Source organism: Bradyrhizobium sp. USDA 3256 (assembly GCF_054058275.1).
The window spans coordinates 8,288,899-8,315,654 of the sequence record NZ_JBSSAE010000002.1; the positions used below are offsets into that span (position 1 = coordinate 8,288,899).

Here is a 26,756-nt window from a genome sequence, read left to right on the forward strand (position 1 = left end):
CGGTCGTATCTGCCCCAATTCCGCACCTGTTCAAACGCCAAAGCGCGTTTCGAGGCTCCCGGGCGAGCGCTGTCCAAATCGGTGAAAACCCTGATCGCGTTAACCTTTGATTAACCATGCGGTCCGATTGTTAACCATTCGACAAGACAACCGAGTCAGGGGCGATGGACGCAACTCAACAGGTCGCACGTCAGCAGGTCCGCATGCGCGGCCGTTCCTACGTTGCGTTCGTTTTCTCGCCGGTCGTGCCTGTGGTGTCCTGGCTGGCCGAGATCGACGCGACGCTGGCGAAGTCGCCGGGTTTCTTCACCGGCAAGCCCATCGTGCTCGACCTCTCGGCGGTCGATCTCAGCCAGACCGCGATCGCGCATCTGATCGGCAGCCTCGGTGAGCGCAACATCCGCATCCTCGGCATCGAGGGCGTCGACGAATCGAAGCTCGGCGCCAACATGCCGCCGCTTCTGACCGGCGGCCGGGCCTGCGCGATCACCCATGTCGAGCCGCAGAAGCCGCAGGTGCAGGAAAAAAACAAGGACAAGGACAAGACCAAGTTGCCGTCGCTGCTGCTGGAGAGCCCGGTCCGTTCCGGTCAGTCGATCGTGTTTGCCGAGGGCGATGTCACCGTGCTCGGCTCGGTCGGCTCCGGTGCCGAGATCGTCGCCGGCGGCTCGATCCATGTCTACGGCACGCTGCGCGGCCGCGCGATGGCCGGCATCAACGGCAATTCGGCAGCTCGCATCTTCTGTCAGAGGATCGAGGCCGAGCTGCTCGCGATCGACGGCTACTACCAGACTGCGGAAGAAATCGCCGACAGCTTGCGCAACCGGCCCGCCCAGGCGTGGCTCGAGGGCGAAATGCTGCGCATCACACCATTGAACTGACCGACCACAAGGAGAGAGAGAATGGCCAAGGTTTTGGTCGTGACGTCTGGGAAGGGCGGGGTCGGTAAGACGACCTCAACCGCCGCGCTCGGCGCGGCGCTCGCACAAATGGGTCAGAACGTCGTCGTCATCGATTTCGACGTCGGCCTGCGCAACCTCGACCTCGTGATGGGCGCGGAGCGGCGGGTGGTGTTCGACCTCATCAACGTGGTGCAGGGCGTCGCCAAGCTGCCGCAGGCGCTGATCCGCGACAAGCGGCTGGAGAATCTCTGGCTGCTGCCGGCGTCGCAGACCCGCGACAAGGACGCGCTGACCGAAGAGGGCATCAAGAGCGTGATCGCCGACCTCAAGACCAAATTCGACTGGATCCTGTGCGACAGCCCGGCCGGTATCGAGCGCGGCGCGACGCTCGCGATGCGCTACGCCGACGAGGCCATCATCGTCACCAATCCGGAAGTGTCGTCGGTGCGCGACTCCGATCGCATCATCGGCATGCTCGATTCCAAGACGGTCCGCGCCGAGCGCGGCGAGCGAGTCGAGAAGCATCTTCTGGTCACCCGCTATGATGCCGGCCGCGCCGCGCGCGGCGAGATGCTGTCGATCGACGACATCCTGGAAATCCTTGCGACCCCCTTGCTCGGCATCGTCCCGGAAAGCCAGGACGTGCTGCGCGCTTCCAATGTCGGCTGTCCGGTCACGCTGAACGCAGCAAGCAGCGCGCCGGCGCGGGCCTATACCGACGCGGTACGCCGCCTGATGGGCGAGGCGGTGGAGATGACCGTACCGGTTCAACGCAAGGGGCTGATGGACCGGCTACTGCGACGGAGGGCGGCATGATGAACGTAATGCGGCTGTTCGGCGGCCGCGCCGCATCGGCGCCCGTCGCGCGGGAGCGGTTGCAGATCCTGCTTTCTCATGAGCGTGGCCGGACCGGCGCGCCGGATCTCCTGGAGACACTTCGTTCGGAAATCCTGAGCGTGGTTTCCAAACATATCGACGTCGACCCCGACAAGGTCGTGGTCCGGATGGACCGTGGCAAGTTCGTCTCGATGCTCGAGGTCGACATCGAGGTTCCCAATGGCGTGCAACGATCGAAGATGGTGGCGGCCACATGACGGCAGACAGCGATAGTCACATTGCCTGGCAGCGCGCGCAGCTCAAGAAGCTGCGGGCGGCGTTGAAGGCGATCGAGGCCGATCAGCTCGGTAAGGCCAATTGCGGCCGCGCGACGCAGATGACGATCGACGAATTGCAGCGCAAGATCGGCGAGTCCGGCCGCTGCATCGCCGAGTACGAGCGCCGTACCCGTCGCCCGCTGGCGACGGATCTCGGCAGCCTCGCCAGCGTCAGCTGGACGCACTGGAACGCCAACATGCCGATGGCCAAGGCGCCGCGCCATCGCGCGTAAGAGCTGGTTGTGACCGCTTGCTCCGTCATTGCGAGCCACCCGGTCGGCGCAAGGCGCCGCCGGATGACAGGCTCCGCGACGCAATCCATCCCTCCGCGCGTGGGGTGACGATAGATTGCTTCGCTTCGCTCGCAATGACCTGGAGAGGCCAGCGGCCTACAGCAAGAACGCCAGCGCGCTCTCGCAACTATCCCCGATCTTGAGCGTGAGCAGTTCGTCGGCGCGGGTGCGGCCGAGATTGACGGCGGCAATCGGCAGGCCGCGCTGCTCTGCCATTCGGACGAAGCGAAAGCCGGAATAGACCATCAGCGAGGAGCCGACCACCAGCACGGCGTCGGCCTGCTCGAGATGGGCCTGCGCTGACGCGACCGTATCGCGCGGCACATTCTCGCCGAAGAACACCACATCGGGTTTCAGCACGGCGCCGCAGGCCTCGCAGACCGGCACCACGAACGACGAAAAATCCTGCTCGAGATCGGCGTCGCCGTCGGGTGCGTCGGCGGCATCGAGCGCGAGCCAGGCGGGGTTTCGTCGCGCGAGCTCGTCCTGGAATTGTTCGCGCGGCATCGTCGCGCCGCAGCCGAGGCAGCGCACCACGTCGAGCCGGCCGTGCAGGTCGATCACCCGCTGGCTGCCGGCGGCCTGGTGCAGGCGGTCGACATTCTGCGTCAGCAGCAGCTCGCAGCGCCCTTGCTGTTCGAGCTTGGCCAGTGCGCGATGCGCGCCATTCGGCGCGGCGCGGCCGAACCGCCGCCAGCCCACCATGCTGCGCGCCCAATAGCGCTGTCGAGTCGCCGCCTCGCCCAAAAACGCCTGGATCGTCACCGGGCGCGTCCGCTTCCAGTTGCCGTCGCTGTCGCGATAATCAGGAATGCCGGAATTGGTGCTGCAGCCGGCTCCGGTCAGGACAAACAGGCGCTGGTGGCCGGCGACGAAATCCTCGAGGGCGGGGTGTTGCATGGCAGCACATCTAGTGCGGCGCGCGCATCTGCGCCAGATGTGGGGCCTGCCGCGAGCGGACCTTTCACGCCGCCTCTGCGTTGACGGCATGGCACCCGAGACGTGGTGCTGCGCGCGCCTGTTTGCCTGGCGCAATTGCCGACGGAGTGATCGATGCGGCCGGGATTCATCGTCGTCGTTTGCGGGCTGATGTCGCTGGCGCTGTCGCAGTCCCATGGTCAGGATGCGGGCGTGTCCGGCGAGCAGGCGTTCAACAATTCCTGCCGCACCTGCCATACGGTCAAGGACGGCGACAACCGCGTTGGCCCGAACCTGCACGATGTCGTCGGCCGCAAGGCCGGATCGGTTGCGAACTTTTCTTATTCGGAGGCGATGAAATCATCCGACATCGTCTGGGATGAGAGCACGCTGCTGCGCTTCATCGAAGATCCCGAGGCCGTAGTGTCGGGCAACGGCATGAAGCCGTATACCGGCGTGCGCTCGGCGGAGGATCGCGCCAGGATCGTGGCGTTCCTGAAATCCCCCGGCAAGTGACCGTTGGCGGAAGGCCGATCTCACTTTGCCGGCACGACGAAGACCTGGCCGGGATAGATCAAATTGGGATTGCGGATCTGCTGCGAGTTGGCCCGATAGATCACGGCGTAGCGCTGTCCGGCGCCGAATGCGCGCTGGCTGATCCGCCACAGGCTGTCGCCGCGGGCGACGGTGGTCGTCGTGATCTTCGGCACGATCACGGCGGAGGGGGACTTCACATCAGATGCGGTGGTGGTTGCCGCGGCGGCGAGCTGTGGTTTGGCGATATCCGCACGGCCGGGCGAGGTTGGCGATGCCGGGATCGATGCGGTCGTCATCGTGTCCGGAACGTTGAACGGCACCTCCGCCCGCGCGCGGACCTTGCCGGAGGTGGGGTCGACGTCGTCGAGCCGCACCTGATAGTTGCCGGCGGTCACGCCCTTGTTGATCGTGACCGAGAGGTGTCCCGCCTCGTCGGCTGTCGCGGACGTGATCAAGCTGCCGTTGAGATAGAGCCTGACGGTCGCGCCGGGAGCTGCCTGACCGCTCACATGGAGCTTGCCGTCCGGTTCAGTCTCGACGGCCTCGATCGCCACTTTCCCAGCCGCCGGCGCCGTGGCCGCAGGTTGCGACAGCACGCGGACCGGTTTGTCCGGCGCCATCAGCGCCACCATCGGCCGCTCCCTCGTCGCAGCCTCGAGCGCCACCGCCACGCTTTGTTTGGAGGTCACCTGCTTGCCGTCGCGCGTGATGCGCAGGGTGAGGTCATAGTTTCCCGGCGGAAGCGGGCGCGGGACCATGACGAACTGGCCGGACTTGTCTGCCACGGCGCGATCGTGCACCTCGCCATTGCGCAGCAGTTCCACCGTCGTGCCCGGTGGCGCCCGGCCGGCGACAACGGTCTCGCCGGTCGGTTCGATGCTGACGACGTCGAACTCCGGCACCGCATCGCCGCCCGGTGCCGGCGCCGGTCCCGCCAGCACGTCGGCCAGTGCCGCGGTCTCGGTTTGTGCCTTTGCCAGCGCGGTCTTGTTTTGGTCTCGCGTCGGAGCCGCCGGCGCGGATGGTGCCGTCGCCGTCGAAGGCGTGCTCCCGCCCAGGATTTGCTGGGTTTGGCGGATGCCGAAGACGAGCGCCGCCGTGCCGCCGGCGGCAAGTGCCAGCAACGGAATGACCAGTCGGATCGCCGTGGCATTCATGATTGTCATCCGCGGATGATGTCCCCCGCGCATCCGCGCGCGACCCCCGCCCCCCGCGGGGATTTAGTGAGAGACTGCGCCGGTTTGCGCCGGCCATCAAGTCGGATGTAGGGATTACTTCTCTCGGGCAGGCCGGCCGATCTGCCGGCTCACGGCGCCCGGCCCGTGCCGGGATCACGTCAGGTTCAGAACTCCAGCGCCGCATTGTCCACTACCTCCTTCATGACGAAGAAGGTGCGGGTCTGTCGCACGCCGGGCAGCGCGATCAGCTGATCGCCATGGATGCGCTTGAAGTCGTCGACGTCGCCGGCGCGGATCTTGAGGAAGTAGTCGAAATCGCCGGCGACGAGGTGGCAGTCGAGCACGCATTTGAGCTTCGCCACCGCCTGCTCGAAGCTCGCAAAGCTCTCCGGCGTCGAGCGGTCGAGCACGACGCCGACCATGACCAGCGTGCCCTTGCCGAGCTTGCGCGGCGCCACCATGGCACGGACGCCGCTGAGATACCCCTCGTCGAACAGCGCTTGCGTCCGGCGATGGCAGGTGGCGGGGCTGACGCCGACCTGATCGGCCAGCTCGGCATTGCTGAGCCGGCCGTTCTTTTGCAGCAATCTCAACATCTTGAGGTCGATGCGATCGAGACGCGCGGGCATGGAAGAATCTCTCACCATTGGCGAATTTTGTGAGAGAAAACATATCATCTGGGCCAGATCTAGCAATTTTCAGGAGCTACGCGAGCCGAGTTAGAGAGCACCTTTCGCGCCAGGGGTGATAGCTGTGGCCGGCGTTCCAGACCACCAAAGAGGATGCCAGCATGCTGGAGAAGTTCGCGCGCTATCCGCTCACATTCGGGCCGACCGCCATCGAGAAGCTCGATCGGCTGTCAAAGCATCTCGGCGGCAAGGTCGAGCTCTATGCCAAGCGCGAGGATTGCAATTCCGGGCTCGCCTATGGCGGCAACAAGCTGCGCAAGCTCGAATACATCATCCCCGATGCGATCGCCTCCAACGCCGACACGCTGGTCTCGATCGGCGGCGTGCAGTCGAACCACACCCGCATGGTCGCGGCCGTCGCGGCCAAGATCGGCATGAAGTGCCGGCTGGTGCAGGAAAGCTGGGTGCCGCATGAGGACGCGGTCTATGATCGCGTCGGCAACATCCTGCTCTCGCGGGTGATGGGCGCCGATGTGCGGCTGGTCGACGAAGGCTTTGACATCGGCATCCGCAAGAGCTGGGAGCAGGCGATCGAGGAGGTCAAGGCGGCGGGCGGCAAGCCCTATGCGATTCCGGCCGGCGCGTCCGTGCACAAATATGGCGGGCTCGGCTATGTCGGGTTCGCCGAAGAGGTGCGCGCGCAGGAACGCCAGCTCGGCGTCAAGTTCGACTACATCATCGTCTGCACGGTGACCGGCTCGACCCATGCCGGCATGTTGGTCGGCTTCGCCGCCGATGGGCGCGCGCGCAACGTGATCGGCATCGACGGTTCGTTCACGCCGGCGCAGACCAAGGCGCAGGTGCTGTCGATCGCGCAGAACACCGCAAAGCTGGTCGAACTCGGCCGCGACATTGTCGAGGATGATGTCGTGCTGATCGAGGACTACGCCTATCCCGCCTACGGCGTGCCGTCGGAGGAGACGAAGGAGGCGATCCGCCTCAGCGCGCGGCTCGAGGGCATGATCACCGACCCCGTCTATGAGGGCAAGTCGATGCAGGGCATGATCGATCTGGTCCAGAAGGGCTTCTTCCCGGCCGGATCGAAGGTGCTCTACGCGCATCTCGGCGGCGCACCGGCGCTTAACGGCTACGCCTACGCGTTCAGGAACGGCTGAGGCGAGCGGGCTTCTGATTTCGTGGCTTCGTAGCCCGGATGAAGCGAAGCGCAATCCGGGTAGGTCTCTCGGCGGCACGATCCCCCGGATTTCGCGGAGCCTGTCATCGGGCGCGCTTTCGCGCGATCCGTTGGCTCAATCCGGGCTACGCATTCCTACCTCCCCTTGAAAAGGGGAGGTCGCTTTGCTCGCAGAGCAAAGCGGGTGGGGATGTGCTCTCTCCGCTTGCAGCATCGCCTGTGGCTGACCCCCATCCCGACCTTCCCCCTTTCAGGGGGAGGGAGCTGGCGGGCTTCTGATTTCGTGGCTTCATCCCGGCTACGTTCCATGTCCCATGTCAGGTCCGCGTCAGCTTCGCCCGGTAACTTTACTGGGCCGGGCGAGTTGGGAGACCATCGCGTGAGGATGAATGCATTCGGCCGAGCCATCGCCGCGCTCGGCATTGGCATCGTCGCCGTGGGGCATTGGGTCTGGACCTACCAAGGCCAGGGTGCCGCGCCGCACGCAAGCCTGCTGGCGATGAATCACGCAGTCGAGCTCTACGCCGGCATCTTTCTGATCGGCGTCGGCGTCCATGCCCTCGCATCCTGGTACTGGTTCAGCGATCCAAATCCGCCGGCGCGCTCCTCCGTCGGGGAGCCGCAGTAGCGTCCGCCTTGGCGGCAATGCTCCGGTTGAGGTGCTGTCCCGGTTAGGACACTCGGAGAGGGGAATCAGGACAGCTGATGCCCGGTGGATCTGGAATGGGACACTGCCGCTGACTGACATACGCTAAAGCGCCCGCCTGATCAGACGTGTAATACTTTGAACATTATGTTCAGGACCGATTTAGATGGCGTCGAGTTCAGCCTCATAGGCTTGGCGGGGATATCGCTCGTCGCGTTCATCATCAGCTTAGGCTGGCTTCTGATCGGCTGAACTGCCGTAGCTCATTGGAGACGTCAACTTGGCCTTAGCGCTCTCCCGGCGCTGGGGCCGTTTTCTAATTAGGACACTTCCAAAATCAACTTAGGACACGGGGCATCAATACGGACAGCAGCCCGGTTGAGGTGCTGTCCTGGTTAGGACACTCGCTTGGGGAAATCAGGACACTCATTCACATATGCAAATGCCCTTCCGTGCCATCGAGGTTCTAGCTTACGCGGGGGTGTCCATAATCTTTCCCTACCCCACGGGCGCTCCCCGGCCTCAGCCTCGTTGTCCGAGTGCTGGGGCCGTTTGTTTGAGTGCCGCATCGCATCTGCCATGACACGCATGCTGACTTTCCCATGTGAATGCGGGAGCAGACCTATTGGACGCAGGGTCGAGTTCTCATGGAATGACAATCCCTCTGGCCCTGGCGCTAGCTGCGTGCCGGGGCCGCTTTATTCTCAGCGGCGCGGTAAGGCGGCCTCAGCGTTCGTTCCAACGCGCTGGGGCCGTTTCTTTGAGGGCGTCACGGGGAACAGTCTCGCTGGAAGGCCTGATTGATCGCCACTCTTTACGTATCATCTCGGATTGGTGCGCCAGCATACGCGATTGGGCTGCGACGTTCCGGACAATGGCGCGCTCGGGAGCGAGTAGCTTCGAGGCCACATCATCACACTGCGCTGCCATCGCTCGCATCTCTTCCGACATCATGGTGTCGTATTAGAGGGCGCTTCGAACCGGGGCTGCATTTGCCTATGTTTCAGCCCCAAGCTGGGGATTGTGCCGGAGATTTAGCCGCGGGCTTGCAGAGGATGGATCGCAACTACAGGAAGGGACGCGCCGCTCTCATTTGGCGTGACAGCAAACTCGGAAGCAGAAGTGCGCGAGCGATTTGAATTGAGCTTGCGCCGATGGATCGGGATCATAAACGGAGAGGCCGCCAACTGAGGCGGCCTTACTCAACGACGCCTTTGATATCGGATCTTCGCCGGAACAGTCTTATTTGTCCGATCAGCGGTCGGATCAGATATTTTAGAGCAAGGCCGAGACCTATGATCGACACCAGGATTGGCCAGTAGGCCAAGATCGCAAGAACGGCCAGCCATTCCGGGCTGCGCCGCTCCCGCCAATAATACACCGACGCCGCGATGACGTGGGCCACCAATAGCGCGGCCCAAATGGCTAGCGCGACGATGACGGGCTCATCGAATGTCAACGCTTCCCACGCGGCTTCAGCCGGCCTTGAAGGCGCACTTTCGCTTCCCATGGCTTGCTCGACCTCCCTCAGCTTCCAACCCCCGCGAGGGCGGGCTTATTCCATTGGAATGCTAAGGGGGACGGTAGCGGCGGCTGGAACTCCGTTCACCCACGGAGAACCCCGGTAATACTTCTTCCCCGTGGAGGGAGAGCACTTGGCGGACCATAACGATTGCTAAAGCCAGAACGTCTGACGTGCGACTCAGTATTCTTACTGAGAACATCGGCCAAGCTACGGTTTTCGTTAGCTTTATCGGAATCAGGACACCCCAGAATTCAACTTGGGACACAGGGCTTGAATACGGACAGCATCTCGGTTGACAAAGGAACAAAATAGGAACATAGGTTCTGTAACCTGAGGATGTGGCGATCGCCTCATTTGCGGCGGTATTGCGCGGCTGCAGGACCAAGGACCAAGCCGCGCACCACTTGCGGATGAATTTCGCCGCCCCCTATGATAGGTTGTGGCTGGGGGAATGCGCGTCATGAGAGTTGCGATCTGGGCGGCCGTTGCGGCCGCGTGGCTGTTTGCGTCTGCAACTCCGTCGAGCGCCCGCGGTCCCTACGGCTCGATCACGGTCGGCAACTGGAAGGGCGGTGCTTTCACCAACGACAAGAATGGCGCCTTCACCCATTGCTCGGCAGGCACCACGTATCAAAGCGGCATCTTCTTCATGGTGTCGATCGCCGAGAATGGCAGCTGGCGGCTGGGCTTTGCCCATGACAGCTGGCGTCTGACGCCGGGCGAAGCGTTTCCGCTGGCGCTGACCTTCGACGGCCAGCCGGCGTTCAACGTCTACGGCATGCCGCTCGGCACCCAGCTCGTGAATGTCGAGATGCCGGTGAATTCCAGCCTGATCAACCAGTTCCGCAAGGCGCGCCAGATGACGGCCTTCGCGCAGGGACAATTGTTTCAGTTCAACCTCAACCAGACCGCGCAGCTGCTGCCGGCACTGCTCAACTGCGTCGTCTCGGTGAAGAAGAACGGCGTCTCCAATGCCGGCGAGTTCGCGGTCGCGGCAAAGCCTGCGGCTGCGCCGCCGCAGCAGGCTGCTCCGGGGCCGACGCAGAAACAGGCGAGATCGGGGACGGGGACCGGCTTTGTGGTCAGCAGCAGCGGCCACGTCGTCACCAATCACCATGTCGTCGGCGGCTGCAGCGAGATCACGGGCAACCTGAGCGGCGAGGCGCCGGTCAAGCTGCGCCTGGTGTCCGACGACGAGACCAATGATCTCGCGTTGCTGCAGGCGCCGACCCCGTTCAAGGATGTCGTCAGCCTCAGGCAAAACCCCATCCTGGTCGGCAACGGCGTAGTGGCGATCGGTTATCCCTATCACGGATTGCTGACATCGGATTTCACGGTCACCACGGGCATTGTCTCTTCGCTGAGCGGCATCCTCAACGACACGCGTCATCTGCAGATCAGCGCCGCCGTGCAGCCGGGCAACAGCGGCGGTCCGCTGTTCGACCTTACCGGCGCGGTGGTCGGCGTGGTGGCCGCCAAGCTCGACGCGGTCAGGATGGCGCGGGCAACGGGGACCATCCCGGAGAACATCAATTTCGCGATCAAGACCGGCGCGCTGCGCGACTTTCTCGACAACAGCGCGGTGGCGTACCGGACCGCCGAGTGGCGCGAGGAGATGAAAAAGGAAACCGCCGAGATTGCCAGGAATGCGCGCGGCTACACGCTGCTGATCACCTGCACAGTGAACGAGCAGAGCGCGAACGCGAAGCGGGGGAACTGAGGCCTCCGCTGTTCCCTCTCCCCGTCCTTGCGGCAGGGCGACCGGATAGGGCTATCGGCCACACGTCCTTCCCTGCGAAGTCCGGGCAGCCGCCGGCTCCTTTGCATGGGGTTGTTTTCGATATTTTGGCAATGCGCGCCGGCGACGACGGTTCGCAGGATGGGTAGAGCGAAGCGAAACCCATCATCGTTCAGGTGAGAGATCGATGGGTTTCGCTGAGTTTATCATCGGGCCGCGCGTTGCGCGGACCCGTTGGCTCTACCATCCTACGCTTGCCATGCCTGCCACGTGCAGGCGGGGCATCAGAGCTCAGTCGCCGAGCCGCCGCAGCGTATGCACCGTGATCTCGGCCGGGCAGTTCAGCCGCACCGGCGCAAGGCTGGTGCCGGCACCGGTCGATGTGTAGCCGGCAAGTTCACCGAACCGCCAAGCGCCTCTGCCCATCCGGCGCGGCAGCCGCGCCTCCAGCTTGATCGCGATGCCGCCGGGCAGGCAGAGCTGGCCGCCATGGGTATGGCCGCTCAGCATCAGGTCGAAGCCAGCCGCCGCCGCCGCGCGGTAGGATTCGGGCGTATGCGCCAGCAGGATCGAGAACGCATCGCGCGGGATCGCCGCGGCAGCCTTTGCAATGTCGTCGGTGCGGTAGAAGTGCGCGTCGTCGATCCCGGCGAGGTGGATCGTCACGCCATCGCGCGTGATCGGCTCCTGCTCATTGAACAGCATCCTGATGCCCATCGCCTCCAGCGCCGGCGTCATGCGGATGCTGTCATGATTGCCGAGGATGCCGTAGAGCGGCAGCTTGATCCGCGCGCACAGATCCCGCATCAACGTGAGGCTCGTTTCAAACGGACCATAGGTCTTGCCGCGGTAGTCGCCCGTGAGAACGCAGATATCGCAGGCGATGTCGCTCACGATGTCCATCAGATGCCGCATCGCGTCCTGGCTGATGTCGGCGTGGAGATCGCTGAGCTGAAGCATGGTGAAGCCGTCGAAGGCCGCCGGCAGGCGCGCCGACGTCACCAGATTGCGTCGCACCTCAACCTGGTCGGCATTGCGCCGCGCGCGGCCATGGAGGCCGGCGACTTTCAGCGCAGTCTCGATGATCCGCGGCGCCAGCTTCCAGTTCTCGACATTGAACAGCAGCGTGCCCTGGCCGAACACCTGCTTTTCGTGCGCGGCCTCGATCCCAAGCCGGCGCACGACGTGATCCGCGCCGATCCGCTTGACCAGTCCCTGCAATGCGGTGTCGGCCATCGTCCCCCGTGCGGTCCGCGATGCGAAGCGCGGACCGGCGCGACACTATCATGCGCAATCCCGGTGGGGATACCGCCGGCCCTCAGACCACGGGAACCCGCTTCGCGGCGACCGCGGCCGGCGAGATCACCTCGATGTCGAGCGGCACCTGCCAGCGCTCGGTGAAACGCACCTGCGGCGGTGCATTGCCGTTGCGCCCGCCCTGCAGCACGAAGCCGTCGTAACCCGAGTTCATCACCTCATTGCACTTCTGCACATAGATCGGGAAGCCGCCGATATAGGGCATGAACACGCGGGGACGGCCCGGGATGTTGGCGCCGACATACCACGAGCTGCAGGTCGAGCGCAGCGAGACCGTGGAGACGTCGTTGACATGGGCGACCCAGGCGTCCTCGTCGTCGCGGACCGCTTCGATCGTGCCGGCGCCGATGTCGCGCATATGACTGATGCAATCCGCCAGCCAGTCGACATGCTGCTCGATCGCCTGGATCATGCTGGCGAGTACTGAGGGGCTGCCGGGCCCGGTGATCATGAACAGGTTCGGAAAGCCCTCGGAGGCAAGGCCGAGATAGGCGCGCGGGCCTGCGCGCCATTTCTCGGCCAGCGTCTGCCCGCCGCGGCCGGTGATCGCGATCTTGTCGAACGAGCCGGTCATGGCGGCAAAGCCGGTGGCGGAGACGATCGCATCGAACTTGTATTCGGCGCCGTCGACGATAATGCCTTCCGTCGTGAAGCGATCGATCGGCGTCGTCGACACGTCGACCAGCTTCACATGCGGCAGATTGTAGGTCTCGAAATAATTGGTGTCGACGCAGAGCCGCTTGCAGCCGAACACGTTTCGCGGGCACAGCAGCTCGGCGGTGGCGGGATCCTTGACGATGCCGCGGATCTTCTCGCGCGCGAAATCAGCGATGGTGTCGTTGGCAGCCTTCTCGAACAGGAGGTCGCCGAACGCGCCGAGGAAGGGCAGGCCGCCGCGCTGCCAGGCCTCCTCATAGAGCCGCTCGCGCTCCTGTTCGCTCGCCTGCAAGGCGGGCTGGGCGTTGAATTGGAAATAGAAGCCGGTCGGGCGCGCGCGGGCCTTGGCGCGCAGCTCCGGATAATGCGCTTTGGCCTCCTTGAGATATTCCGCTGACAGCCGCTCGTTCCACGCCGGCACCGACCAGGTCGCGGTGCGCTGAAACACGGTGAGCTCGGAGGCCTGCTGCGCGATGATCGGGATCGACTGGATCGCCGACGAGCCGGTTCCGATCACACCGACGCGCAGGCCGGTGAAGTCGACACCCTCATGCGGCCATTCGCCGGTGTGATAGATCGGCCCGCGGAAATCCGCCATGCCCGGGAAAGCCGGCCGGTTCGGCGCAGACAGACAGCCGACCGCCATGATGCAGAACTTTGCGGTGACCTTGTCGCCGCGGTCGGTCTCGATCAGCCATGCGCCTGCCTGCTCGTCGAAGGTCGCCGCGGTGACGCGGGTGTCGAACACGATCTGGCTGCGCAGGTCGAAGCGATCGGCGACGTGATTGGCGTAGGCGAGAATTTCGGGCTGCGGAGAATACTTCTCCGACCAGCTCCAGTCCTGATCGAGTTCCTCGGAGAACGAGAAGGAATATTGCAGGCTCTCGACGTCGCAACGCGCGCCGGGATAGCGATTCCAGTACCAGGTGCCGCCGACGCCGCCGCCGGCTTCATAGACCCGCGCGGTGAAGCCGAGTCCGCGCAGCCGATGCAGCATGTACATGCCGGCGAACCCGGCGCCGATCACCACGGCATCGAACGTTCCACTTTCGGCAGGGCGCGCAGCCTTGCGCGCGGTGCTCTCCTGAGCCATGGGCCGTCTCTTCCCTATATCGTTGTGTCTTGTCCGTGTCTCGTTGGACGCGGTGGGCAAAGATTAGGGCCAGGGCGGCGCGGCCTGCAAGCGCAGGCGTTGCCCCGTCGGGTATGGCTCCTATGCCGCGAGGCGAAGGGCTGCGGTATCCGGGCGCCGCTTCACTCCAGCCGCTGGACCTTGCGCAGCGCCGGGAACAACCACATCCAAAGCAGCGCCACCGCAACAGTGCCGATTGCCGCCGATCAATGCAGCCGGCACCGTGCCGAACAAGGCGGCGGTGATGCCGCTCTCGAACTCGCTGAGCTGGTTGGAGGCGTTGACGAACAGATAGTTCACCGCGCCGACGCGGCCGCGCATCTCGTCCGGCGTCGCAAGCTGCACCAGCGAGACGCGGATCACGACGCTGATCGTGTCGGCCGCGCCCATCGCGGCGAGTGCCAGCGTCGAGAGCCAGGTGTTTGAGGCTCCATCGGCTTCCCCGTCGCAGCGACACAAACTGACATGGCCGGAACACGTCCGGCCATGTCAGGACAACTCGCGTGCTTACGCATTTGCCAGACTGGCTGCGGCCTCGTCGATGAAGGCGGTCACCTCGTCCGGCTTCGAGGCCAGCGAGGCGTGGCCGGCGGCGAGCGTGATGATCTTGCGGGGCTTCATCCGTTCCGACATCCGCTTCTGGTTGTCGGGGTTGATCATCCGGTCTTCGCTGGAAATCTGGTACCAGACCGGCTTCTTTTTCCAGGCCGGCGCGGTGACGTTGTCTCCGAACGTGCTGGCGAGCGGTGCCTTCTGCGTGACTGCCATCACCAGCGCTTCATCGGCGGGCAGATCCTGGCAGAAGCTCTCGTGAAACTTGTCAGGCTTGATCCAGAGATAGCCGTCGCTATCCGGTGCGACATTGGCAATCGCCGCCGGCGGGAGGCCCGCGGTGATGGCGCCGGGGCTCTCGCCGGCGTCCGGCGCGAAGGCCGCGATGTAAACGAGGCCGACCACGTTTGCCAGATCGCCGGCTTCGGTGATGACTGCGCCACCATAGGAATGGCCGACCAGCAGCGTCGGGCCGGCCTGCTGCTTGACCATCTTGCGCAGGCGTTCGGCGTCGTCGGCGAGCGAGGTCAGCGGCATCTCGACCGCTTGCAGACCGGTGTGCCCCTTGCGCGAGAGTGCGACGATCACCTTGCTCCAGTGCGCCGCGCCTCCCCAGAATCCGTGAACCAGAACGATCGTCGGCTTGCTGCTCATGTTCGGCTCCTCTGGTCAATGAGTTAAGGAAACGTGGTCAGCATGAGTGGGCGTCCAGCGGCCGTCAACGAGACAAAGCACGGCCGCGTCGCGCCGGTGTCACGATGTCGTCACCAACAGGCGGCAGTCGTCGACACGGGCTGTTCAGCCGTCGGTGGATTTCACAATGCGGATCAGCTCGTCGCCGTAATGCTCGAGCTTCTTGTCGCCGATCCCTGCGATGTTGCGCAGCTCGCCCAGCGTGTCCGGCCGCATCGCGGCGATGCCGTCGATGGTGGAATCGTGCAGCACCACATAGGCCGGCACGCCGCGCTGGCGCGCGACGTCCGAGCGCCAGGCGCGCAACGCCGCATGCAACGCGGGATTTGCGACGCCACCCGGACTGTCGGCCGCGGGCGCGAGCTCGCCGCGGCGCGACTTGCCGCGGACTGCGCGGTTGCGCGCGCCTTCCGGCTGCTCGCGCAGCATCACCGCGGTCTCGCCCTTCAGCACGCCGCGGGCGCTGTCGGTCAGAACAAGCGCGCCGAAGGCGTCGCTGTCGGCGCGCAGATGGCCCATCGCCACCAGCTGGCGCAGCACCGCGCGCCATTGCTTCTCGTTGAGCTCGCGGCCGATGCCGAACACCGACAGCTGGTCGTGGTTGAACTGCTTGACCCGTTCGGTGAGCCGCCCGACCAGCACGTCGATCAGGTGCATGGCGCCGAAACGTTGCCCGGTGCGGTAGACGCAGGACAGTAGCTTTTGTGCGAGCACCTTGCCGTCGCGGACGCGCGGCGGCGTCAGGCAGTTGTCGCAATTGCCGCAACTTTCCTCCGCGCGGGTCTCGCCGAAATAGCCGAGCAGGCGCTGCCGGCGGCAATGCACCGTTTCAGCTAGCGCAACCAGCGCGTCGAGCTTGCCGACCGAGACGCGCTTGAAGGCGTCGGAGCCGGTCGATTCATCGATCATGCGGCGCTGTTGCACGATGTCGGACAGGCCATAGGCCATCCATGCCGCCGACGGCTTGCCGTCGCGGCCGGCACGTCCGGTCTCCTGGTAGTAGGCTTCGATGCTCTTCGGCAGATCGAGATGCGCGACGAAGCGCACATCGGGCTTGTCGATGCCCATGCCGAAGGCGATCGTGGCGACGATCACGAGGCCGTCCTCGTTGAGGAAGCGGTCCTGATGCCGGGCGCGCACGCCGGCATCAAGCCCGGCATGATAGGGCAGCGCCGGAATGCCGGCCTCGCTGAGCGCCGCCGCGACATCCTCGACCTTGGCGCGGGACAGGCAATAGACCACGCCGGCGTCGCCGGCATGCCGCTCCTTGATGAAGTTCTTCAGCTGCGTGGTCGCATTCTGCTTGTCGACGATCTCGTAGCGGATATTGGGCCGGTCGAAGCTCGCGACGAATTGCGGTGCGCCGGTAAGCTGCAGCCGCTCGGCGATCTCCCTTCGGGTCAGCGCGTCCGCGGTCGCGGTCAGCGCGATGCGCGGCACCTTGGGGAAGCGCTCGGCGAGTGCGGACAGGCCGATATATTCCGGGCGGAAGTCATGGCCCCATTGCGAGACGCAATGCGCCTCGTCGATCGCAAACAGCGCGATCTGCGCCTGGCCAAGCAAATTGAGGCAGCGCGGCGTCAGCAGCCGCTCCGGCGCCACATAGAGCAGATCGAGATCGCCCGCGAGCAGCCGTCGCTCGACCTCGGAGGCTTCCTCATAGGACAGCGTCGAGTTCAGCGCCACGGCGTTGACGCCGGCTTCAGTGAGGCCCGCGACCTGGTCGCGCATCAGCGCGATCAAAGGCGATACCACGATGCCGCAGCCGTCGCGCAGCAGCGACGGCAGCTGATAGCACAGCGACTTGCCGCCGCCCGTCGGCATCAGCACCAGGCAATTGCCGCCATCGGTGACGTGGCGGATGATGTTTTCCTGCGCGCCGCGGAAGCCCGACAGGCCGAACACGGAACTGAGCACGGACAGCGCATCGCGAGACGGGCCGGATGCGCGATCGAGGGCGGGCTGGGCGGTCATGATCCCTTGCGCGATCCCTTTGGGGATTTTCAGGATTCCTTGAGGTCAACAGGCGGTGATCGAGGTCTTCTGGCCGAACGATACCGGAACGAAAGGTGTTAATACACGTCCCAACAACAAACTCAATTCAGCATGACTGGTCAGCTGCGGATCATCACAGGCATTGCCGCGATCGTGCTGGTCGCGGGCGCGGCGGCAGCCCTTGCCGTCGCCTGGCGGCCGCAGATTGCCGCCATTGCGCCGCCGCGGGCCGATACCTTCGACCCTGATCTGGTCAAGCGCGGCCGCGAACTCGCCGCGATCGGCAATTGCAACACCTGCCATACCGTGCAGGCCGGCGCGACTTATGCCGGCGGGCTCCCGGTTCCAACGCCGTTCGGCATCGTCTTCTCATCCAACATCACGCCGGATGCCGACACCGGCATCGGGGGCTGGCCGGAGGAGGCGTTCGTCCGCGCGATGCGCTCGGGCGTGGCTCGCGATGGCCAGCATCTCTACCCGACCTTTCCCTATGACCATTTCACCAACGTCTCGGATGCGGACGACCGGGCGCTGTATGCGTTCCTGATGACGCGGCAGCCGGTCCACGCGTCGCCGCCGGCGAATCAGCTTTCGTTTCCGTTGAACTATCGACTGCTGATCGCGGGGTGGAAGCTGCTGTATCTGCGCAGCGGCGATGCCCTTCAGGACTCGGCGAAGGGCGCGGAATGGAACCGCGGCGCTTATCTGGTGGAGGGGCTCGCGCATTGCGGCGCCTGCCACACGCCGCGCAACGCGCTCGGCGCCGAGCGGGTGAATGCGCAGTTCTCCGGTGGCGAGGTCGACAATTGGCACGCCTACGCGCTGAACGACACCTCGCACGCCCCGGTGCGGTGGACCGCCGATGCGCTCTACGCCTATTTGCGCCACGGATGGCAGGCCGATCATGGCACCGCGCGCGGGCCGATGGCTGAAGTGGTCGGTAATCTGGCGACGGTGCCCGACGGCGACGTGCGGGCCATCGCCGTGTACATGGCCGATATCTCGGGCGCGCTGGCGCCGGATCGCAAACGGCCAGCCGACGTCGTCGCACAATCGTCTTCGGATGATGCGGCACAGACCCATGCGGCCGGTGCGGCGATCTATGCCGCCGCGTGTGCCTCCTGCCATGAGGGCCGCCGGGCGTTGCCTTATGGTGGCGTCAATCTCGCGCTCAGCACGGCGATCGCGAGCCCCGACCCGCGCAACCTCCTCAATATCGTGTTGTCGGGCGTCGGCGCTATCGAAGGCGAGCGCAGCCCGATCATGCCGGGCTTTGCCGCCAGCATCGATGATACGCAGATGGTCGCGCTCACGGCCTATCTGCGCGAGCGGTTCGGCAAGCGGCCGGCGTGGGCCAATCTCGACAAGGCGGAGCGCGATGCGCGGGCGGTGCAAGCGACGTCGCTTGCGGCGCGCGACACGCCGCCGGAATCCAGACAGCGAGGCAAGCCATGATGACATTGAAGGTCAATGGCAGGGATCATCAGGTCGATGCGGAGGCGGATACACCGCTGCTCTATGTGTTGCGCAATGATCTGGCGCTCAATGCCGCCAAGTTCGGCTGCGGGCTCGGGCAATGCGGCTCCTGCACGGTGATCGTCGACGGCAAGGCCGTGCTGTCCTGCGTCACGCCGCTGGTCCTGGTCGAGGGCAAGCCGGTGACGACGCTCGAGGGGCTCGGCACCGTGGCCACGCCGGCGCCGATCCAGCGCGCCTTCATGGAGGAGCAGGCGGCGCAGTGCGGCTACTGCATCGCCGGGATGATGATGCGGGCGCAGGCGCTGCTGATGCGCAACCCGAAGCCGTCGGATGCGCAGATCCGTGCCGAGCTGGAGCCCAATCTCTGCCGCTGCGGCACCCATATACGAATCCTGCGCGCAGTGCACCGCGCCGCCAGGTTGATGGATACGGCCGACGCCGCAAGCGACAGGAGCATCCGATGACCGCGCCGGTGGTTCTCGATCGCCGCAGCGTGCTGGCCGGCGGTGGCGCGCTGATCGTCAGTTTCTCGCTGCGCGGCGCGATCGCACAGGAGCAGAAGCCGCAGAGCCCCGCGTTGCCGGGCAGCCTGGCGAAATCGCCCAATCTGGATTCCTGGATCCGCATCGATGCCAATGGCCAGGTCACGGCCTTTACCGGCAAGGCCGAACTCGGCCAGGGATTCCGCACCGCGTTTCAGCAGATCGCGGCCGAGCAGCTCGATATTCCCTTCGATGCGCTGAAGGTGATCACCGCCGACACCAAACTCACGGCGAACGAGGGCTATACGTCAGGCAGCCATTCGATGCAGGACAGCGGCACGGCGATCCTGCATGCCGCGGCGCAAGCGCGTGCGCTGCTGGTGGCGGAGGCAGCAAGGCGTTTCGACTTGCCGCCCGAGGACTTGCGAACCGAGAATGCGGCCGTCATCGCTCCCGATGGCCGACGTCTGGGCTATGGCGAGCTTGTCGCCTCGGACATGTTGCACGTCCAGGCGCAACCGACATCGAGCCTGAAGGATCCGGCGGGCTTCAAGGTGATGGGCCAGCCGGTGCCGCGCGTCGACATTCCTGCCAAGGTCACGGGCGGCGCGGCCTATGTGCAGGACATGCGGCTTCCCGGCATGGTGCATGCGCGCGTGGTACGCCCGCCGAGCTACGGCGCGCAGCTCGTGGAATGCGACACGGCCGCGATCGAGAAAATGCCCGGCGTGATTCAAATCGTGCGCGACGACAACTTCCTGGCCGTGGTGGCGGAGAAGGAATTTTCGGCGGTCAAGGCCATGCACGCGCTGGCCGCGGCGGCGAAGTGGCGGGAGAGCGCGAAGCTGCCGAACCAGCACGATCTGGCCAACGTCCTGACCGCGCTGCCGTCGCAGGATTTCGCGATCTTGCAGCGTAGCGATCCCACGGTGAGCGGCGGGCGGTCGCTCGAAGCGACCTACACGCGGCCTTACCAGTCGCACGGTTCGATCGGGCCGTCCTGCGCGGTCGCGCAATTCATCGATGGCGCGATGACGGTATGGACGCACACGCAGGGCGTCTATCCCGACCGGCAGGCGATCGCCGAGATGCTCGGCATGACGCCCGCCAGCATCCGCCTGATCCATGTCGAAGGCTCCGGCTGTTATGGCCACAACGGCGCCGACGATGCCGCGGCCGACGCCGCGCTGATCGCCCGGGCGCTGCCAGGGCGCCCAATTCGGGTGCAGTGGATGCGCGAGCAGGAGCACGGCTGGGAGCCCTACGGTCCGGCGATGGTGACGAAATTGAGCGCGTCGCTCACGGCCGACGGCAAGATCGCCGACTGGAATTTCGCGGTGTGGAGCAACACCCATTCGATGCGGCCGGGCGGCGCCGGCGCGCTGCTTGCAGCCCAGCACATGGCGCGATCATTCGCGGTGCCGGCACCAAAGCCGTTGCCGCTGCCGGAGGGGGGCGGCGATCGCAACGCGATCCCGATCTACAATTTTCCGAACGCGCACGTGATGCATCATTTCATCCCCGCGATGCCGCTGCGGATCTCCGCGATGCGCGCGCTCGGCGCCTATCACAACGTGTTCTCGACCGAGAGCTTCATGGATGAACTGGCCGCTCTCGCCGGCGCCGATCCGGTCGCGTTTCGTCTCAGGCATCTCGACGATCAGCGTGGCCGCGCGGTGGTCGAGAAGGCCGCGCAGGAATTCGGCTGGACGCGCGGGACGAAGCCGCCGCGAAATCGCGGCTACGGCTTCGCGTTTGCACGCTACAAGAATCTCGCCGCCTATTGCGCCATCGCGTCCGAGGTCGAGGTCGATCGCGAAACCGGGCGGGCCCGGCTGGTGCGCGCGGTCGCCGCCGTCGATGCCGGCCAGGTCGTCAATCCGGACGGCATCACCAACCAGATCGAGGGCGCGATCGTGCAGTCGACCAGCTGGACGCTCTATGAAAGTGTCACGTTCGACGAGGCAAGGATCACCAGCATCGACTGGCAGACCTACCCGATCCTGCGCTTCAATGCCGTGCCCGACAGCATCGCCGTCCACATCATCAACCGTCCCGGCCAGCCGTTCCTCGGCAACGGCGAGACCGGGCAGGGCCCGGCCGCCGCTTCGCTCGCCAATGCCATCGCGCACGCAACCGGCAAGCGGCTGCGCGACCTGCCGCTCAGCCGCAAGCGGATCAAGGACGCGATCGACGCGTAATGCGTGATGAGAACAGGTCGAATACCCAAAGCGACGGAGCTGCGCTCCCTCTCCCTGTGCTTACGGGGAGAGGGTTGGGGTGAGGGGTCTTCTCCGCGTGTACGGTGATAGCTGCCTTTGGTCTTCAGGCCGTCGGCGCGGGTGGCGCCGTCATCGGCTCGACCTTGTAGGCCTTCGGCATATTGATCGGCTTGTAGGCCGGATCCTTCTCCATGCGTTCCAGCACCGAGGCATGGATGGTCGCGCCATCCGGAATCGGACGGGGCTCGCCCATCGGCAGATAGAAGCCGAGGAAGGATTTCCGCTCCGGCCATTCCTTCCATTTGTCGCTCTTCGGAATCCATTCCAGGATTTCCCAGGTGGCGGTCAGCGAATTGTGTAGCGGAGCGGTCGCGCTCGGCGGCACATAGTCGTGCTTGTGCGGCGGCAACGGCATGCCCCAGGCGAGATGATCGATCAGCGCCTGATTCATGTGCAGCCCGGCCGCCTTGGCCTGCTCGAGCAGCCAGATCAGCGGAAACTTTGACGGTCCGCTCTGGTCCTCCGGATAGCCGCCGCCGACGTCGGAGTGCACGCCGGCAAACCAGACCTGGCTGATGTCTTGCTCCACCTCCGTCGCCGGATCGAATGGATCCGAGCGAAATTTCTGCGGCTCGATCCAGCGATTGAGCCGGAACATGCGCCTGCGCTCGTCGATTGAGATCGCCTGGCGGAACCGTTTGACGCTGGAATTGGTGCGGGTGAACAGCAGCGTCTGCAAGTCGAACAGGAAATTGTCCTGTCGCGGCACGATGATCGAGGCCACGGTGTCCCAGACCCCGACGAACTCGACGTCGATGTTGCGGCCGCCGGCAATCTGGCTGAAGTGCCAGGCTTCCTTCAACGGAGCATAGTCGAATGTGCCGTCGGACTTCTGGGCGTCGGAGCTGGCTTTCTTGTAGGTGCCGAAGGCGTAGCTCGCGAGGTCGAGCTGGTCGACGGGCAGAAGGCCCATCACATGGACGAAGGCCGCGAGCACGCGCACCGTGTAGGCGCCGCGGCTGAAGCCGAACATCCAGACCCGGTCACCGGGCTCCCACGTTCGGCACAGGAACAGGTAGGCGCCGAGCGTGTCCTGGTCGAGACCGGCGCCGAAGGCCAGCCCGAACAGGCCGCGCATCTGCTGCTTGAAGCGGCCCCAGGCGTTTTGCAGGCCGACGGTGCCGAGGCCGGGATGATAATAGATCCGCTGTCGGTCATTCTTGTCGGCAACGCGGAACAACTTCAGCACGTTGGAGATATTGTCACCGATCTCGTTGCCGGTGCCGTCGCAGCAAATCACAATATCCTTCGGCATCCGTTGCCCCCGCGGCCGCCGTGAAAATTCGCGGTCTCTATGTACGGCAGAACGCGGTGAAAATTCAATCTCCAATTGAAGACGGTTCTATGGCGGCGGCGTGACCGCCGGTGGTGCCGGGACGCCGAAGCGCGATGCGCGTCGGCGTTGCCTGCCGTTGGATCGAATTGAACCTCGCCACGGCCAGCCAAGCTGCGCCAAGGACGGCGTCGCTTCAGCTCGCGGATGCCCGGCCATGAGAGATCCAATTCCGTTTGCGATGCTTTGGGCCGGCCGCCAATGGCGCTCCCAGAATTCAATTGCAACACTTCGGAAAAGATGGAAATCTGCTCGTCGATCATTGCTTTATGCGTCGACATTTCTCCCTTTCAGGGACTCCGCGGTGCACGCGATCATCTTTCCTGCGGCCTGCCGCCGCTTCCTCAACAACAACAGGAACAGGTCGGCATGAGCCCTCAAGCTCTCGTGACGGCCATTCTCTCGGGACTTGTGGTGGCGGCGTTCGGACTGTTCTGGTGGGTTGGCAGCTATTCCGATCGCGTGTTCGCAAGCAGGTTCCGCACCCGCTTTCCGGAGAAGACGCTGAGCTACACCGGCGACCAGCTTGGCGAGCTGGTGCAGTCGGATTTGCGGATGAAGTATGTCTTTCCGATCCTGTTTCCGTTCGATCTGATTGTCATGCTGGCGCTGGCGGGCGCGATGGGCGCGGCGTCATCGCACTGGCTCAGCCGGATCTATCCGTCCGCGGCGCGGCTCGGCCTGGTCGTGCCGGCGGTGTACCTACTCAGCGATCTGATCGAGGATTGTCTCCTGGCATGGCTGCTGCTGCACGGCGACCCGCATGCGGCGGCTCGGTCTGTCTCGATCCTGAAGGCGATCACGACGATCAAGCTGGTCGGCATCTTCGCCTCGATCGCGCTGACACTGGCTGCGTTCGTCGGGTGGCTGTTCCACGGCGAGTCGCTTGCCATCTAAAGCGCGGCCGGCGGCCTACTGATACGTCGCGACGATATCCGACACGGCACGCTCGAGCTGCTGCGCGGTCGCGCATTGCCGCACCACGCTGCAGAAGGTCGCGTAGCGCGGCATCTCGGAATCGCCAAAACCCCAGACCATGCGGCCTTCGGGGTTGAGCCAGACCAGCCGCTTGGAGCGCTCGCCGATACGGCGCAGGATATCGGCGCGCGGATCGAGATTGTTGCTGCGGGCGTCGCCGAGCACGATCACCGTGGTCTGCGGCGTGATCGCGCTCATCCAGTTGTCCTCGAAATCGGCGAAGGAATTGCCGTAGTCGGACGAGCCGAAGCCGACCTTGGACATGATTTCCTTCATCGCCTCTTCCGGCGATTTCGATTCCAGGATGTCGCTGACCTCGATCAGGTGGCCCGAGAAGGCGAATGAGCGGACGTCGTCCACCACCTCGTGCAGGCTGTGGATCAAGAGCAGGAAGAAGTCCGAGACGCGGGCGACCGAGCCCGAGACGTCGCACAGCGCGACGATCTTCGGCCGGTCGCGATGCTTGCGCTTCCAGGCGGTGAGAAAGGGGACGCCGCCCCAGGCCGCGTTGCGGCGCAGCGTGCGGCGGACATCGAGATGGCCGCGGCGCTGGCGCTTGCGCGGCTTGGAGTAGCGCTCGCGCAGCCGGCGCGCGATCTGTCGGATCAGTGCGCGCATTTGCTCGACCTGCCGCGGCTCGATCCGCGCCAACGGCGCGTTGCGCAGGATTTCGTTGCGCAGATTCTCCGCTTCCTCGCGCCCGTACAGTAGCAGGGCCTGCGAGACCGCGTCGCGAACGGTGCCGCGCAGGCCGTTGAGCGCCTCCTGCAGCCGTTCGGCGAGCGCGGGATTGCGCGTGGTCAGGTCGTCGATGTCGTCGCGCAGGCGCTGGATCCCCATCGCGTCGAGGATGCGGGTCTGGAAGATGCCGCGCTGGGTGAAGTAGCGGATATCTGGCAGCGAGGCGGCGCCGGAGGCGTTGGCGATCGCGCTCGATATCGCGGAGCGATCCTGCGACAGCAGCATCTGCGCCAGCGGCCCGACATTCTCGCTGGCGCCGTCGTCCGACACATCGCCATGCTCGTCGGCCGACGGGTTGGCGTCGGATTCGCTGCCGTCGTCGGTCTTGCTCTGCTCCGCGTTCTCCTGCTGCGGCTCGGGCTGGCTGAAGAACAGATCGAAGCATTCGCCGAGTGCGCGCTTCTCGTCCTGGGTCTTGGCCAGCGTCAGCAGGAAGGTGTCGCGCAGGATATCGCGATCGGCAAAGCCGACCTGGGCGACCGCCCGCATCGCATCGATGCTTTCAGCGGGCGAGACCCGGACCCCGGCTCCCCGCGCCGCGCGAAAGAAGCGATGCAGGTTCTCGCGCATGTTCTAAAGCGCGACGAAATTGGATTGAATTGTCATCGCGCTTTAGCTCCTTCCTTGAGCATGGTCTGATCGGAAAACCGCTTCACACTTTTCCGGATCATGCTCTAGCTGAACACGCCCTGGCGCGACGCCTTGGCGATGAAGGACGAAATCTGGGGCGTCGCGGCCTCGATATCGGCCTCGTATTTCAGCAGCACGTTGAGCGTGTCCTTGACGATCTCGTGGTCGAGCTCGCTGGCCTGCAGCAGCACCAGCACGCGCGCCCAGTCGATCGCCTCGCTGACCGAGGGCAGCTTCTTCAGGTCCAGCGAGCGAATCTCGTGGATGAAGCCGACCATCTGCTTGCGCAGCGTCTGCGAGATGCCGGGCACCCGGCTCTCGACGATACGCTCCTCCAGCTTCTGCTCGGGAAAGCCGATGTGCAGATGCAGGCAGCGCCGCTTCAAGGCGTCGCCAAGATCGCGCTCGCTGTTCGAGGTCAGGATCACGGTCGGCGGCGCCACCGCGGAGACGGTGCCGAGCTCGGGAATCGTGACCTGGAAGTCCGAGAGGATTTCCAGCAGCAGCGATTCGAATTCGGCATCCGACTTGTCGATCTCGTCGATCAGGAGCACGCAGCCGGCCGGCTGCTCCAGCGCCTGCAACAGCGGCCGCGGCTCGACGAATTCCTTGGAGAAGAACACGTCGCCGAAGGTGTGGAGCTGGTCGAGCGCCGCCGCCAGCGACTGCGCGCCGCCGAGCACCTCGCCGAGCTTGTCCTTCAGGATCTGGGTGTAGAGCAGCTGCTTGGCGTATTTCCACTCATACAGCGCCTTGGCCTCGTCGAGGCCCTCATAGCATTGCAGGCGGATCATCTTCATGCCGCGCCATGCGGCGATCGCCTTCGCCAGCTCGGTCTTGCCGACGCCGGCAGGGCCCTCGACCAGGATCGGCTTCTCGATCTGCTGCGACAGATAGACCGCGGTCGCGATCTGCCGGCTCGCAATATAGCCTTGCGCGGCGAGGCCGCTTTCCACGGCCTCGATCGAGGCGGTGGGCCTGGTGTCAGCCACGAGGATCAGCTCCGGATTTATCTTGAACTCGGACCTGTTCTGCGCTCGTTGCGGGCAAAGCACAAGGCTCGTTTGGCCCGCAAAGGCATGGGGTTAGCGCATGGTTCCGGGGTATTTCCGCCAAGCGCAATACGGGCTACGCTTGTTAGCGTGTAGTTCGAACCTCCCCTTGAAAAGGGGAGGTCTTTTTGCTCGCCAGAGCAAAGCGGGTGGGGATCTGCTCTCTCAATCAACACCGGCGTCGGCCGACCCCCATCCCGATCTTCCCCCTTTCAGGGGGAAGGAGAAGAATCTCGTAGCCCGGCTACCGTCAACCCGAACAGCTCTTCACGAAATCCTTGCGCTGCGGGCCCGTGATCTTCTGGTCGATCGCCTGCTTCAGGCAGTCGAGATGCGCCTGCGCCATGCAGAGCTGCATCTGGTCGTGCCGCTCCTGACCCTTCAGCGCCTTCGCCGCGCTCTGGCAGGCCGCGCGCTTCGCGCCGGGCACGGGCGCCGCCGTCGACGCGCTCTGTTGCGCGGGAGCTGCCGCCGGCGCTGTTGCGGGGGCCGGCGTTGTCTGCGCGAGCGCTGCAGCCGAGATCAGCAGCGAACCAGCCGAGACAAGGGCGACGACAAGACGTTTCATGGGAAGTGCCTCCGCAGGCATGATCCGGAGAAGTGGACGTCGGTTTTCCGGAACGTCATGCTCAGACCAGGAAAGGGGTCACGATGCGATCGCGCCGTGACCCGGGGGAGGCCGACAATTAGAGGCCGCCGCGTGAATGCGGCATGAATA

The 26,756-nt window shown here is 64.8% G+C and carries 25 protein-coding genes and 1 pseudogene; 12 read left to right on the forward strand and 14 right to left on the reverse strand.

From position 1 onward, the window contains the following. The first annotated feature begins 164 nt into the window (after nt 1–164). Genes minC through ACVWY5_RS40975 form a run of 4 tightly spaced genes read left to right on the forward strand, consistent with a single transcriptional unit; the run spans nt 165 to nt 2,289 of the window. Complete coding sequence (gene minC, locus ACVWY5_RS40960; protein ID WP_028335249.1) at nt 165–881, forward strand: septum site-determining protein MinC; 717 nt, start codon at nt 165–167, stop codon at nt 879–881. A 21-nt stretch (nt 882–902) separates the two neighbouring features. Beyond that, on the forward strand, nt 903–1,718 hold the full coding sequence (gene minD, locus ACVWY5_RS40965; protein ID WP_028335250.1) for a septum site-determining protein MinD: 816 nt from the start codon (nt 903–905) through the stop codon (nt 1,716–1,718). Further along, nucleotides 1,718–1,996 (forward strand): cell division topological specificity factor MinE, encoded by a 279-nt coding sequence (gene minE, locus ACVWY5_RS40970; protein WP_026192121.1) that lies wholly within the window; start codon nt 1,718–1,720, stop codon nt 1,994–1,996. The genes minD and minE overlap by 1 nt, the downstream gene beginning before the upstream one ends. After that, nucleotides 1,993–2,289 (forward strand): hypothetical protein, encoded by a 297-nt coding sequence (locus ACVWY5_RS40975; protein WP_016842303.1) that lies wholly within the window; start codon nt 1,993–1,995, stop codon nt 2,287–2,289. The genes minE and ACVWY5_RS40975 overlap by 4 nt, the downstream gene beginning before the upstream one ends. Nucleotides 2,290–2,445: 156 nt before the next feature. Here the strand turns inward: ACVWY5_RS40975 and ACVWY5_RS40980 are convergent, their stop codons facing one another. Next, the gene (locus tag ACVWY5_RS40980) at nt 2,446–3,249 is read right to left on the reverse strand and encodes an NAD-dependent protein deacetylase (protein ID WP_028335251.1); all 804 of its coding nucleotides are present in this window, start codon (nt 3,247–3,249) and stop codon (nt 2,446–2,448) included. A gap of 153 nt (nt 3,250–3,402) precedes the next feature. On the opposite strand from ACVWY5_RS40980, the gene ACVWY5_RS40985 reads away from it, so the two are divergent. After that, nucleotides 3,403–3,783 (forward strand): c-type cytochrome, encoded by a 381-nt coding sequence (locus ACVWY5_RS40985; RefSeq protein ID WP_321176912.1) that lies wholly within the window; start codon nt 3,403–3,405, stop codon nt 3,781–3,783. 20 nt (nt 3,784–3,803) lie between these two features. Here ACVWY5_RS40985 and ACVWY5_RS40990 read toward each other — a convergent pair whose 3' ends face one another. Both ACVWY5_RS40990 and ACVWY5_RS40995 read right to left on the reverse strand, forming a co-directional pair. Beyond that, a complete protein-coding gene (locus ACVWY5_RS40990) occupies nt 3,804–4,961 on the reverse strand; it encodes an Ig-like domain-containing protein (protein WP_321176911.1) in 1,158 nt (385 codons plus the stop codon). A 185-nt stretch (nt 4,962–5,146) separates the two neighbouring features. Then, nucleotides 5,147–5,611 (reverse strand): Lrp/AsnC family transcriptional regulator, encoded by a 465-nt coding sequence (locus ACVWY5_RS40995; RefSeq protein ID WP_028335254.1) that lies wholly within the window; start codon nt 5,609–5,611, stop codon nt 5,147–5,149. Between the two features lie 161 nt (nt 5,612–5,772). Here ACVWY5_RS40995 and ACVWY5_RS41000 point away from each other — a divergent pair, with 161 nt between their 5' ends. Continuing rightward, nucleotides 5,773–6,786 carry a 1-aminocyclopropane-1-carboxylate deaminase gene (locus tag ACVWY5_RS41000; protein WP_028335255.1) on the forward strand — a complete coding sequence of 338 codons (1,014 nt, stop codon included), beginning with the start codon at nt 5,773–5,775 and terminating at the stop codon, nt 6,784–6,786. Nucleotides 6,787–7,191: 405 nt separating this feature from the next. Further along, nucleotides 7,192–7,434 carry a hypothetical protein gene (locus ACVWY5_RS41005; RefSeq protein WP_028335256.1) on the forward strand — a complete coding sequence of 81 codons (243 nt, stop codon included), beginning with the start codon at nt 7,192–7,194 and terminating at the stop codon, nt 7,432–7,434. Nucleotides 7,435–8,650: 1,216 nt separating this feature from the next. Here ACVWY5_RS41005 and ACVWY5_RS41010 read toward each other — a convergent pair. Beyond that, a complete protein-coding gene (locus ACVWY5_RS41010) occupies nt 8,651–8,962 on the reverse strand; it encodes a hypothetical protein (protein ID WP_244481874.1) in 312 nt (103 codons plus the stop codon). Between the two features lie 475 nt (nt 8,963–9,437). Between ACVWY5_RS41010 and ACVWY5_RS41015 the strand changes: the two genes are divergently transcribed. After that, nucleotides 9,438–10,697: a S1C family serine protease gene (locus ACVWY5_RS41015; RefSeq protein WP_028335258.1), complete on the forward strand. Its 1,260-nt coding sequence runs from the start codon at nt 9,438–9,440 to the stop codon at nt 10,695–10,697. Nucleotides 10,698–11,006: 309 nt separating this feature from the next. Here ACVWY5_RS41015 and ACVWY5_RS41020 read toward each other — a convergent pair whose 3' ends face one another. The 5 genes and pseudogenes from ACVWY5_RS41020 to recQ form a co-directional block, all read right to left on the reverse strand. After that, nucleotides 11,007–11,951 carry a metallophosphoesterase gene (locus ACVWY5_RS41020; RefSeq protein WP_028335259.1) on the reverse strand — a complete coding sequence of 315 codons (945 nt, stop codon included), beginning with the start codon at nt 11,949–11,951 and terminating at the stop codon, nt 11,007–11,009. An 82-nt stretch (nt 11,952–12,033) separates the two neighbouring features. Further along, the gene (locus tag ACVWY5_RS41025) at nt 12,034–13,782 is read right to left on the reverse strand and encodes a flavin-containing monooxygenase (RefSeq protein WP_028335260.1); all 1,749 of its coding nucleotides are present in this window, start codon (nt 13,780–13,782) and stop codon (nt 12,034–12,036) included. Between the two features lie 161 nt (nt 13,783–13,943). Then, a pseudogene (locus ACVWY5_RS41030) lies at nt 13,944–14,238 on the reverse strand (MFS transporter); the annotation flags it as partial. A gap of 90 nt (nt 14,239–14,328) precedes the next feature. Continuing rightward, nucleotides 14,329–15,027 carry an alpha/beta hydrolase gene (locus tag ACVWY5_RS41035; protein WP_028335262.1) on the reverse strand — a complete coding sequence of 233 codons (699 nt, stop codon included), beginning with the start codon at nt 15,025–15,027 and terminating at the stop codon, nt 14,329–14,331. 144 nt (nt 15,028–15,171) lie between these two features. Continuing rightward, nucleotides 15,172–17,040: a DNA helicase RecQ gene (gene recQ / locus ACVWY5_RS41040; protein ID WP_028335263.1), complete on the reverse strand. Its 1,869-nt coding sequence runs from the start codon at nt 17,038–17,040 to the stop codon at nt 15,172–15,174. A gap of 132 nt (nt 17,041–17,172) precedes the next feature. Here recQ and ACVWY5_RS41045 point away from each other — a divergent pair, with 132 nt between their 5' ends. From ACVWY5_RS41045 to ACVWY5_RS41055, 3 genes are read left to right on the forward strand one after another with little or no spacing between them, the layout of a single operon-like run. Then, nucleotides 17,173–18,516: a cytochrome c gene (locus ACVWY5_RS41045; RefSeq protein WP_028335264.1), complete on the forward strand. Its 1,344-nt coding sequence runs from the start codon at nt 17,173–17,175 to the stop codon at nt 18,514–18,516. Beyond that, nucleotides 18,513–19,004, forward strand: coding sequence for a (2Fe-2S)-binding protein (locus tag ACVWY5_RS41050; protein WP_028335265.1), 492 nt, complete (start codon nt 18,513–18,515; stop codon nt 19,002–19,004). Before ACVWY5_RS41045 ends, ACVWY5_RS41050 begins: the two co-directional genes overlap by 4 nt. After that, nucleotides 19,001–21,223: a molybdopterin cofactor-binding domain-containing protein gene (locus ACVWY5_RS41055; protein WP_028335266.1), complete on the forward strand. Its 2,223-nt coding sequence runs from the start codon at nt 19,001–19,003 to the stop codon at nt 21,221–21,223. Before ACVWY5_RS41050 ends, ACVWY5_RS41055 begins: the two co-directional genes overlap by 4 nt. Nucleotides 21,224–21,347: 124 nt before the next feature. Here the strand turns inward: ACVWY5_RS41055 and ACVWY5_RS41060 are convergent, their stop codons facing one another. Beyond that, a complete protein-coding gene (locus ACVWY5_RS41060; protein ID WP_028335267.1) occupies nt 21,348–22,559 on the reverse strand; it encodes a T6SS phospholipase effector Tle1-like catalytic domain-containing protein in 1,212 nt (403 codons plus the stop codon). Beyond that, entirely contained in the window at nt 22,541–22,900 is a 360-nt protein-coding gene (locus ACVWY5_RS41065; protein ID WP_456671762.1) for a hypothetical protein, read from the reverse strand. The genes ACVWY5_RS41060 and ACVWY5_RS41065 overlap by 19 nt, the downstream gene beginning before the upstream one ends. A 106-nt stretch (nt 22,901–23,006) precedes the next feature. Between ACVWY5_RS41065 and ACVWY5_RS41070 the strand changes: the two genes are divergently transcribed. After that, nucleotides 23,007–23,534 (forward strand): hypothetical protein, encoded by a 528-nt coding sequence (locus ACVWY5_RS41070; protein WP_321176910.1) that lies wholly within the window; start codon nt 23,007–23,009, stop codon nt 23,532–23,534. A gap of 15 nt (nt 23,535–23,549) precedes the next feature. Here the strand turns inward: ACVWY5_RS41070 and ACVWY5_RS41075 are convergent, their stop codons facing one another. The 3 genes from ACVWY5_RS41075 to ACVWY5_RS41085 all read right to left on the reverse strand — a co-directional run bounded on the left by ACVWY5_RS41075 (nt 23,550) and on the right by ACVWY5_RS41085 (nt 26,606). After that, on the reverse strand, nt 23,550–24,926 hold the full coding sequence (locus tag ACVWY5_RS41075; protein ID WP_028335269.1) for a vWA domain-containing protein: 1,377 nt from the start codon (nt 24,924–24,926) through the stop codon (nt 23,550–23,552). A gap of 104 nt (nt 24,927–25,030) precedes the next feature. After that, nucleotides 25,031–25,978: an AAA family ATPase gene (locus tag ACVWY5_RS41080; protein ID WP_021078095.1), complete on the reverse strand. Its 948-nt coding sequence runs from the start codon at nt 25,976–25,978 to the stop codon at nt 25,031–25,033. 310 nt (nt 25,979–26,288) lie between these two features. Then, on the reverse strand, nt 26,289–26,606 hold the full coding sequence (locus ACVWY5_RS41085; RefSeq protein ID WP_028335270.1) for a hypothetical protein: 318 nt from the start codon (nt 26,604–26,606) through the stop codon (nt 26,289–26,291). Between the last annotated feature and the right edge of the window lie 150 nt (nt 26,607–26,756).

What these genes read in the sequence shown, in the direction of transcription:
- minC (WP_028335249.1), top strand. Translation starts at nt 165, where the DNA reads ATGGACGCAACTCAACAGGTCGCACGTCAGCAGGTCCGCATGCGCGGC.
- minD (WP_028335250.1), top strand. Translation starts at nt 903, where the DNA reads ATGGCCAAGGTTTTGGTCGTGACGTCTGGGAAGGGCGGGGTCGGTAAG.
- minE (WP_026192121.1), top strand. Translation starts at nt 1,718, where the DNA reads ATGAACGTAATGCGGCTGTTCGGCGGCCGCGCCGCATCGGCGCCCGTC.
- ACVWY5_RS40975 (WP_016842303.1), top strand. Translation starts at nt 1,993, where the DNA reads ATGACGGCAGACAGCGATAGTCACATTGCCTGGCAGCGCGCGCAGCTC.
- ACVWY5_RS40980 (WP_028335251.1), bottom strand. Translation starts at nt 3,249, where the DNA reads ATGCAACACCCCGCCCTCGAGGATTTCGTCGCCGGCCACCAGCGCCTG.
- ACVWY5_RS40985 (WP_321176912.1), top strand. Translation starts at nt 3,403, where the DNA reads ATGCGGCCGGGATTCATCGTCGTCGTTTGCGGGCTGATGTCGCTGGCG.
- ACVWY5_RS40990 (WP_321176911.1), bottom strand. Translation starts at nt 4,961, where the DNA reads ATGAATGCCACGGCGATCCGACTGGTCATTCCGTTGCTGGCACTTGCC.
- ACVWY5_RS40995 (WP_028335254.1), bottom strand. Translation starts at nt 5,611, where the DNA reads ATGCCCGCGCGTCTCGATCGCATCGACCTCAAGATGTTGAGATTGCTG.
- ACVWY5_RS41000 (WP_028335255.1), top strand. Translation starts at nt 5,773, where the DNA reads ATGCTGGAGAAGTTCGCGCGCTATCCGCTCACATTCGGGCCGACCGCC.
- ACVWY5_RS41005 (WP_028335256.1), top strand. Translation starts at nt 7,192, where the DNA reads ATGAATGCATTCGGCCGAGCCATCGCCGCGCTCGGCATTGGCATCGTC.
- ACVWY5_RS41010 (WP_244481874.1), bottom strand. Translation starts at nt 8,962, where the DNA reads ATGGGAAGCGAAAGTGCGCCTTCAAGGCCGGCTGAAGCCGCGTGGGAA.
- ACVWY5_RS41015 (WP_028335258.1), top strand. Translation starts at nt 9,438, where the DNA reads ATGAGAGTTGCGATCTGGGCGGCCGTTGCGGCCGCGTGGCTGTTTGCG.
- ACVWY5_RS41020 (WP_028335259.1), bottom strand. Translation starts at nt 11,951, where the DNA reads ATGGCCGACACCGCATTGCAGGGACTGGTCAAGCGGATCGGCGCGGAT.
- ACVWY5_RS41025 (WP_028335260.1), bottom strand. Translation starts at nt 13,782, where the DNA reads ATGGCTCAGGAGAGCACCGCGCGCAAGGCTGCGCGCCCTGCCGAAAGT.
- ACVWY5_RS41035 (WP_028335262.1), bottom strand. Translation starts at nt 15,027, where the DNA reads ATGAGCAGCAAGCCGACGATCGTTCTGGTTCACGGATTCTGGGGAGGC.
- recQ (WP_028335263.1), bottom strand. Translation starts at nt 17,040, where the DNA reads ATGACCGCCCAGCCCGCCCTCGATCGCGCATCCGGCCCGTCTCGCGAT.
- ACVWY5_RS41045 (WP_028335264.1), top strand. Translation starts at nt 17,173, where the DNA reads ATGACTGGTCAGCTGCGGATCATCACAGGCATTGCCGCGATCGTGCTG.
- ACVWY5_RS41050 (WP_028335265.1), top strand. Translation starts at nt 18,513, where the DNA reads ATGATGACATTGAAGGTCAATGGCAGGGATCATCAGGTCGATGCGGAG.
- ACVWY5_RS41055 (WP_028335266.1), top strand. Translation starts at nt 19,001, where the DNA reads ATGACCGCGCCGGTGGTTCTCGATCGCCGCAGCGTGCTGGCCGGCGGT.
- ACVWY5_RS41060 (WP_028335267.1), bottom strand. Translation starts at nt 22,559, where the DNA reads ATGCCGAAGGATATTGTGATTTGCTGCGACGGCACCGGCAACGAGATC.
- ACVWY5_RS41065 (WP_456671762.1), bottom strand. Translation starts at nt 22,900, where the DNA reads ATGATCGACGAGCAGATTTCCATCTTTTCCGAAGTGTTGCAATTGAAT.
- ACVWY5_RS41070 (WP_321176910.1), top strand. Translation starts at nt 23,007, where the DNA reads ATGAGCCCTCAAGCTCTCGTGACGGCCATTCTCTCGGGACTTGTGGTG.
- ACVWY5_RS41075 (WP_028335269.1), bottom strand. Translation starts at nt 24,926, where the DNA reads ATGCGCGAGAACCTGCATCGCTTCTTTCGCGCGGCGCGGGGAGCCGGG.
- ACVWY5_RS41085 (WP_028335270.1), bottom strand. Translation starts at nt 26,606, where the DNA reads ATGAAACGTCTTGTCGTCGCCCTTGTCTCGGCTGGTTCGCTGCTGATC.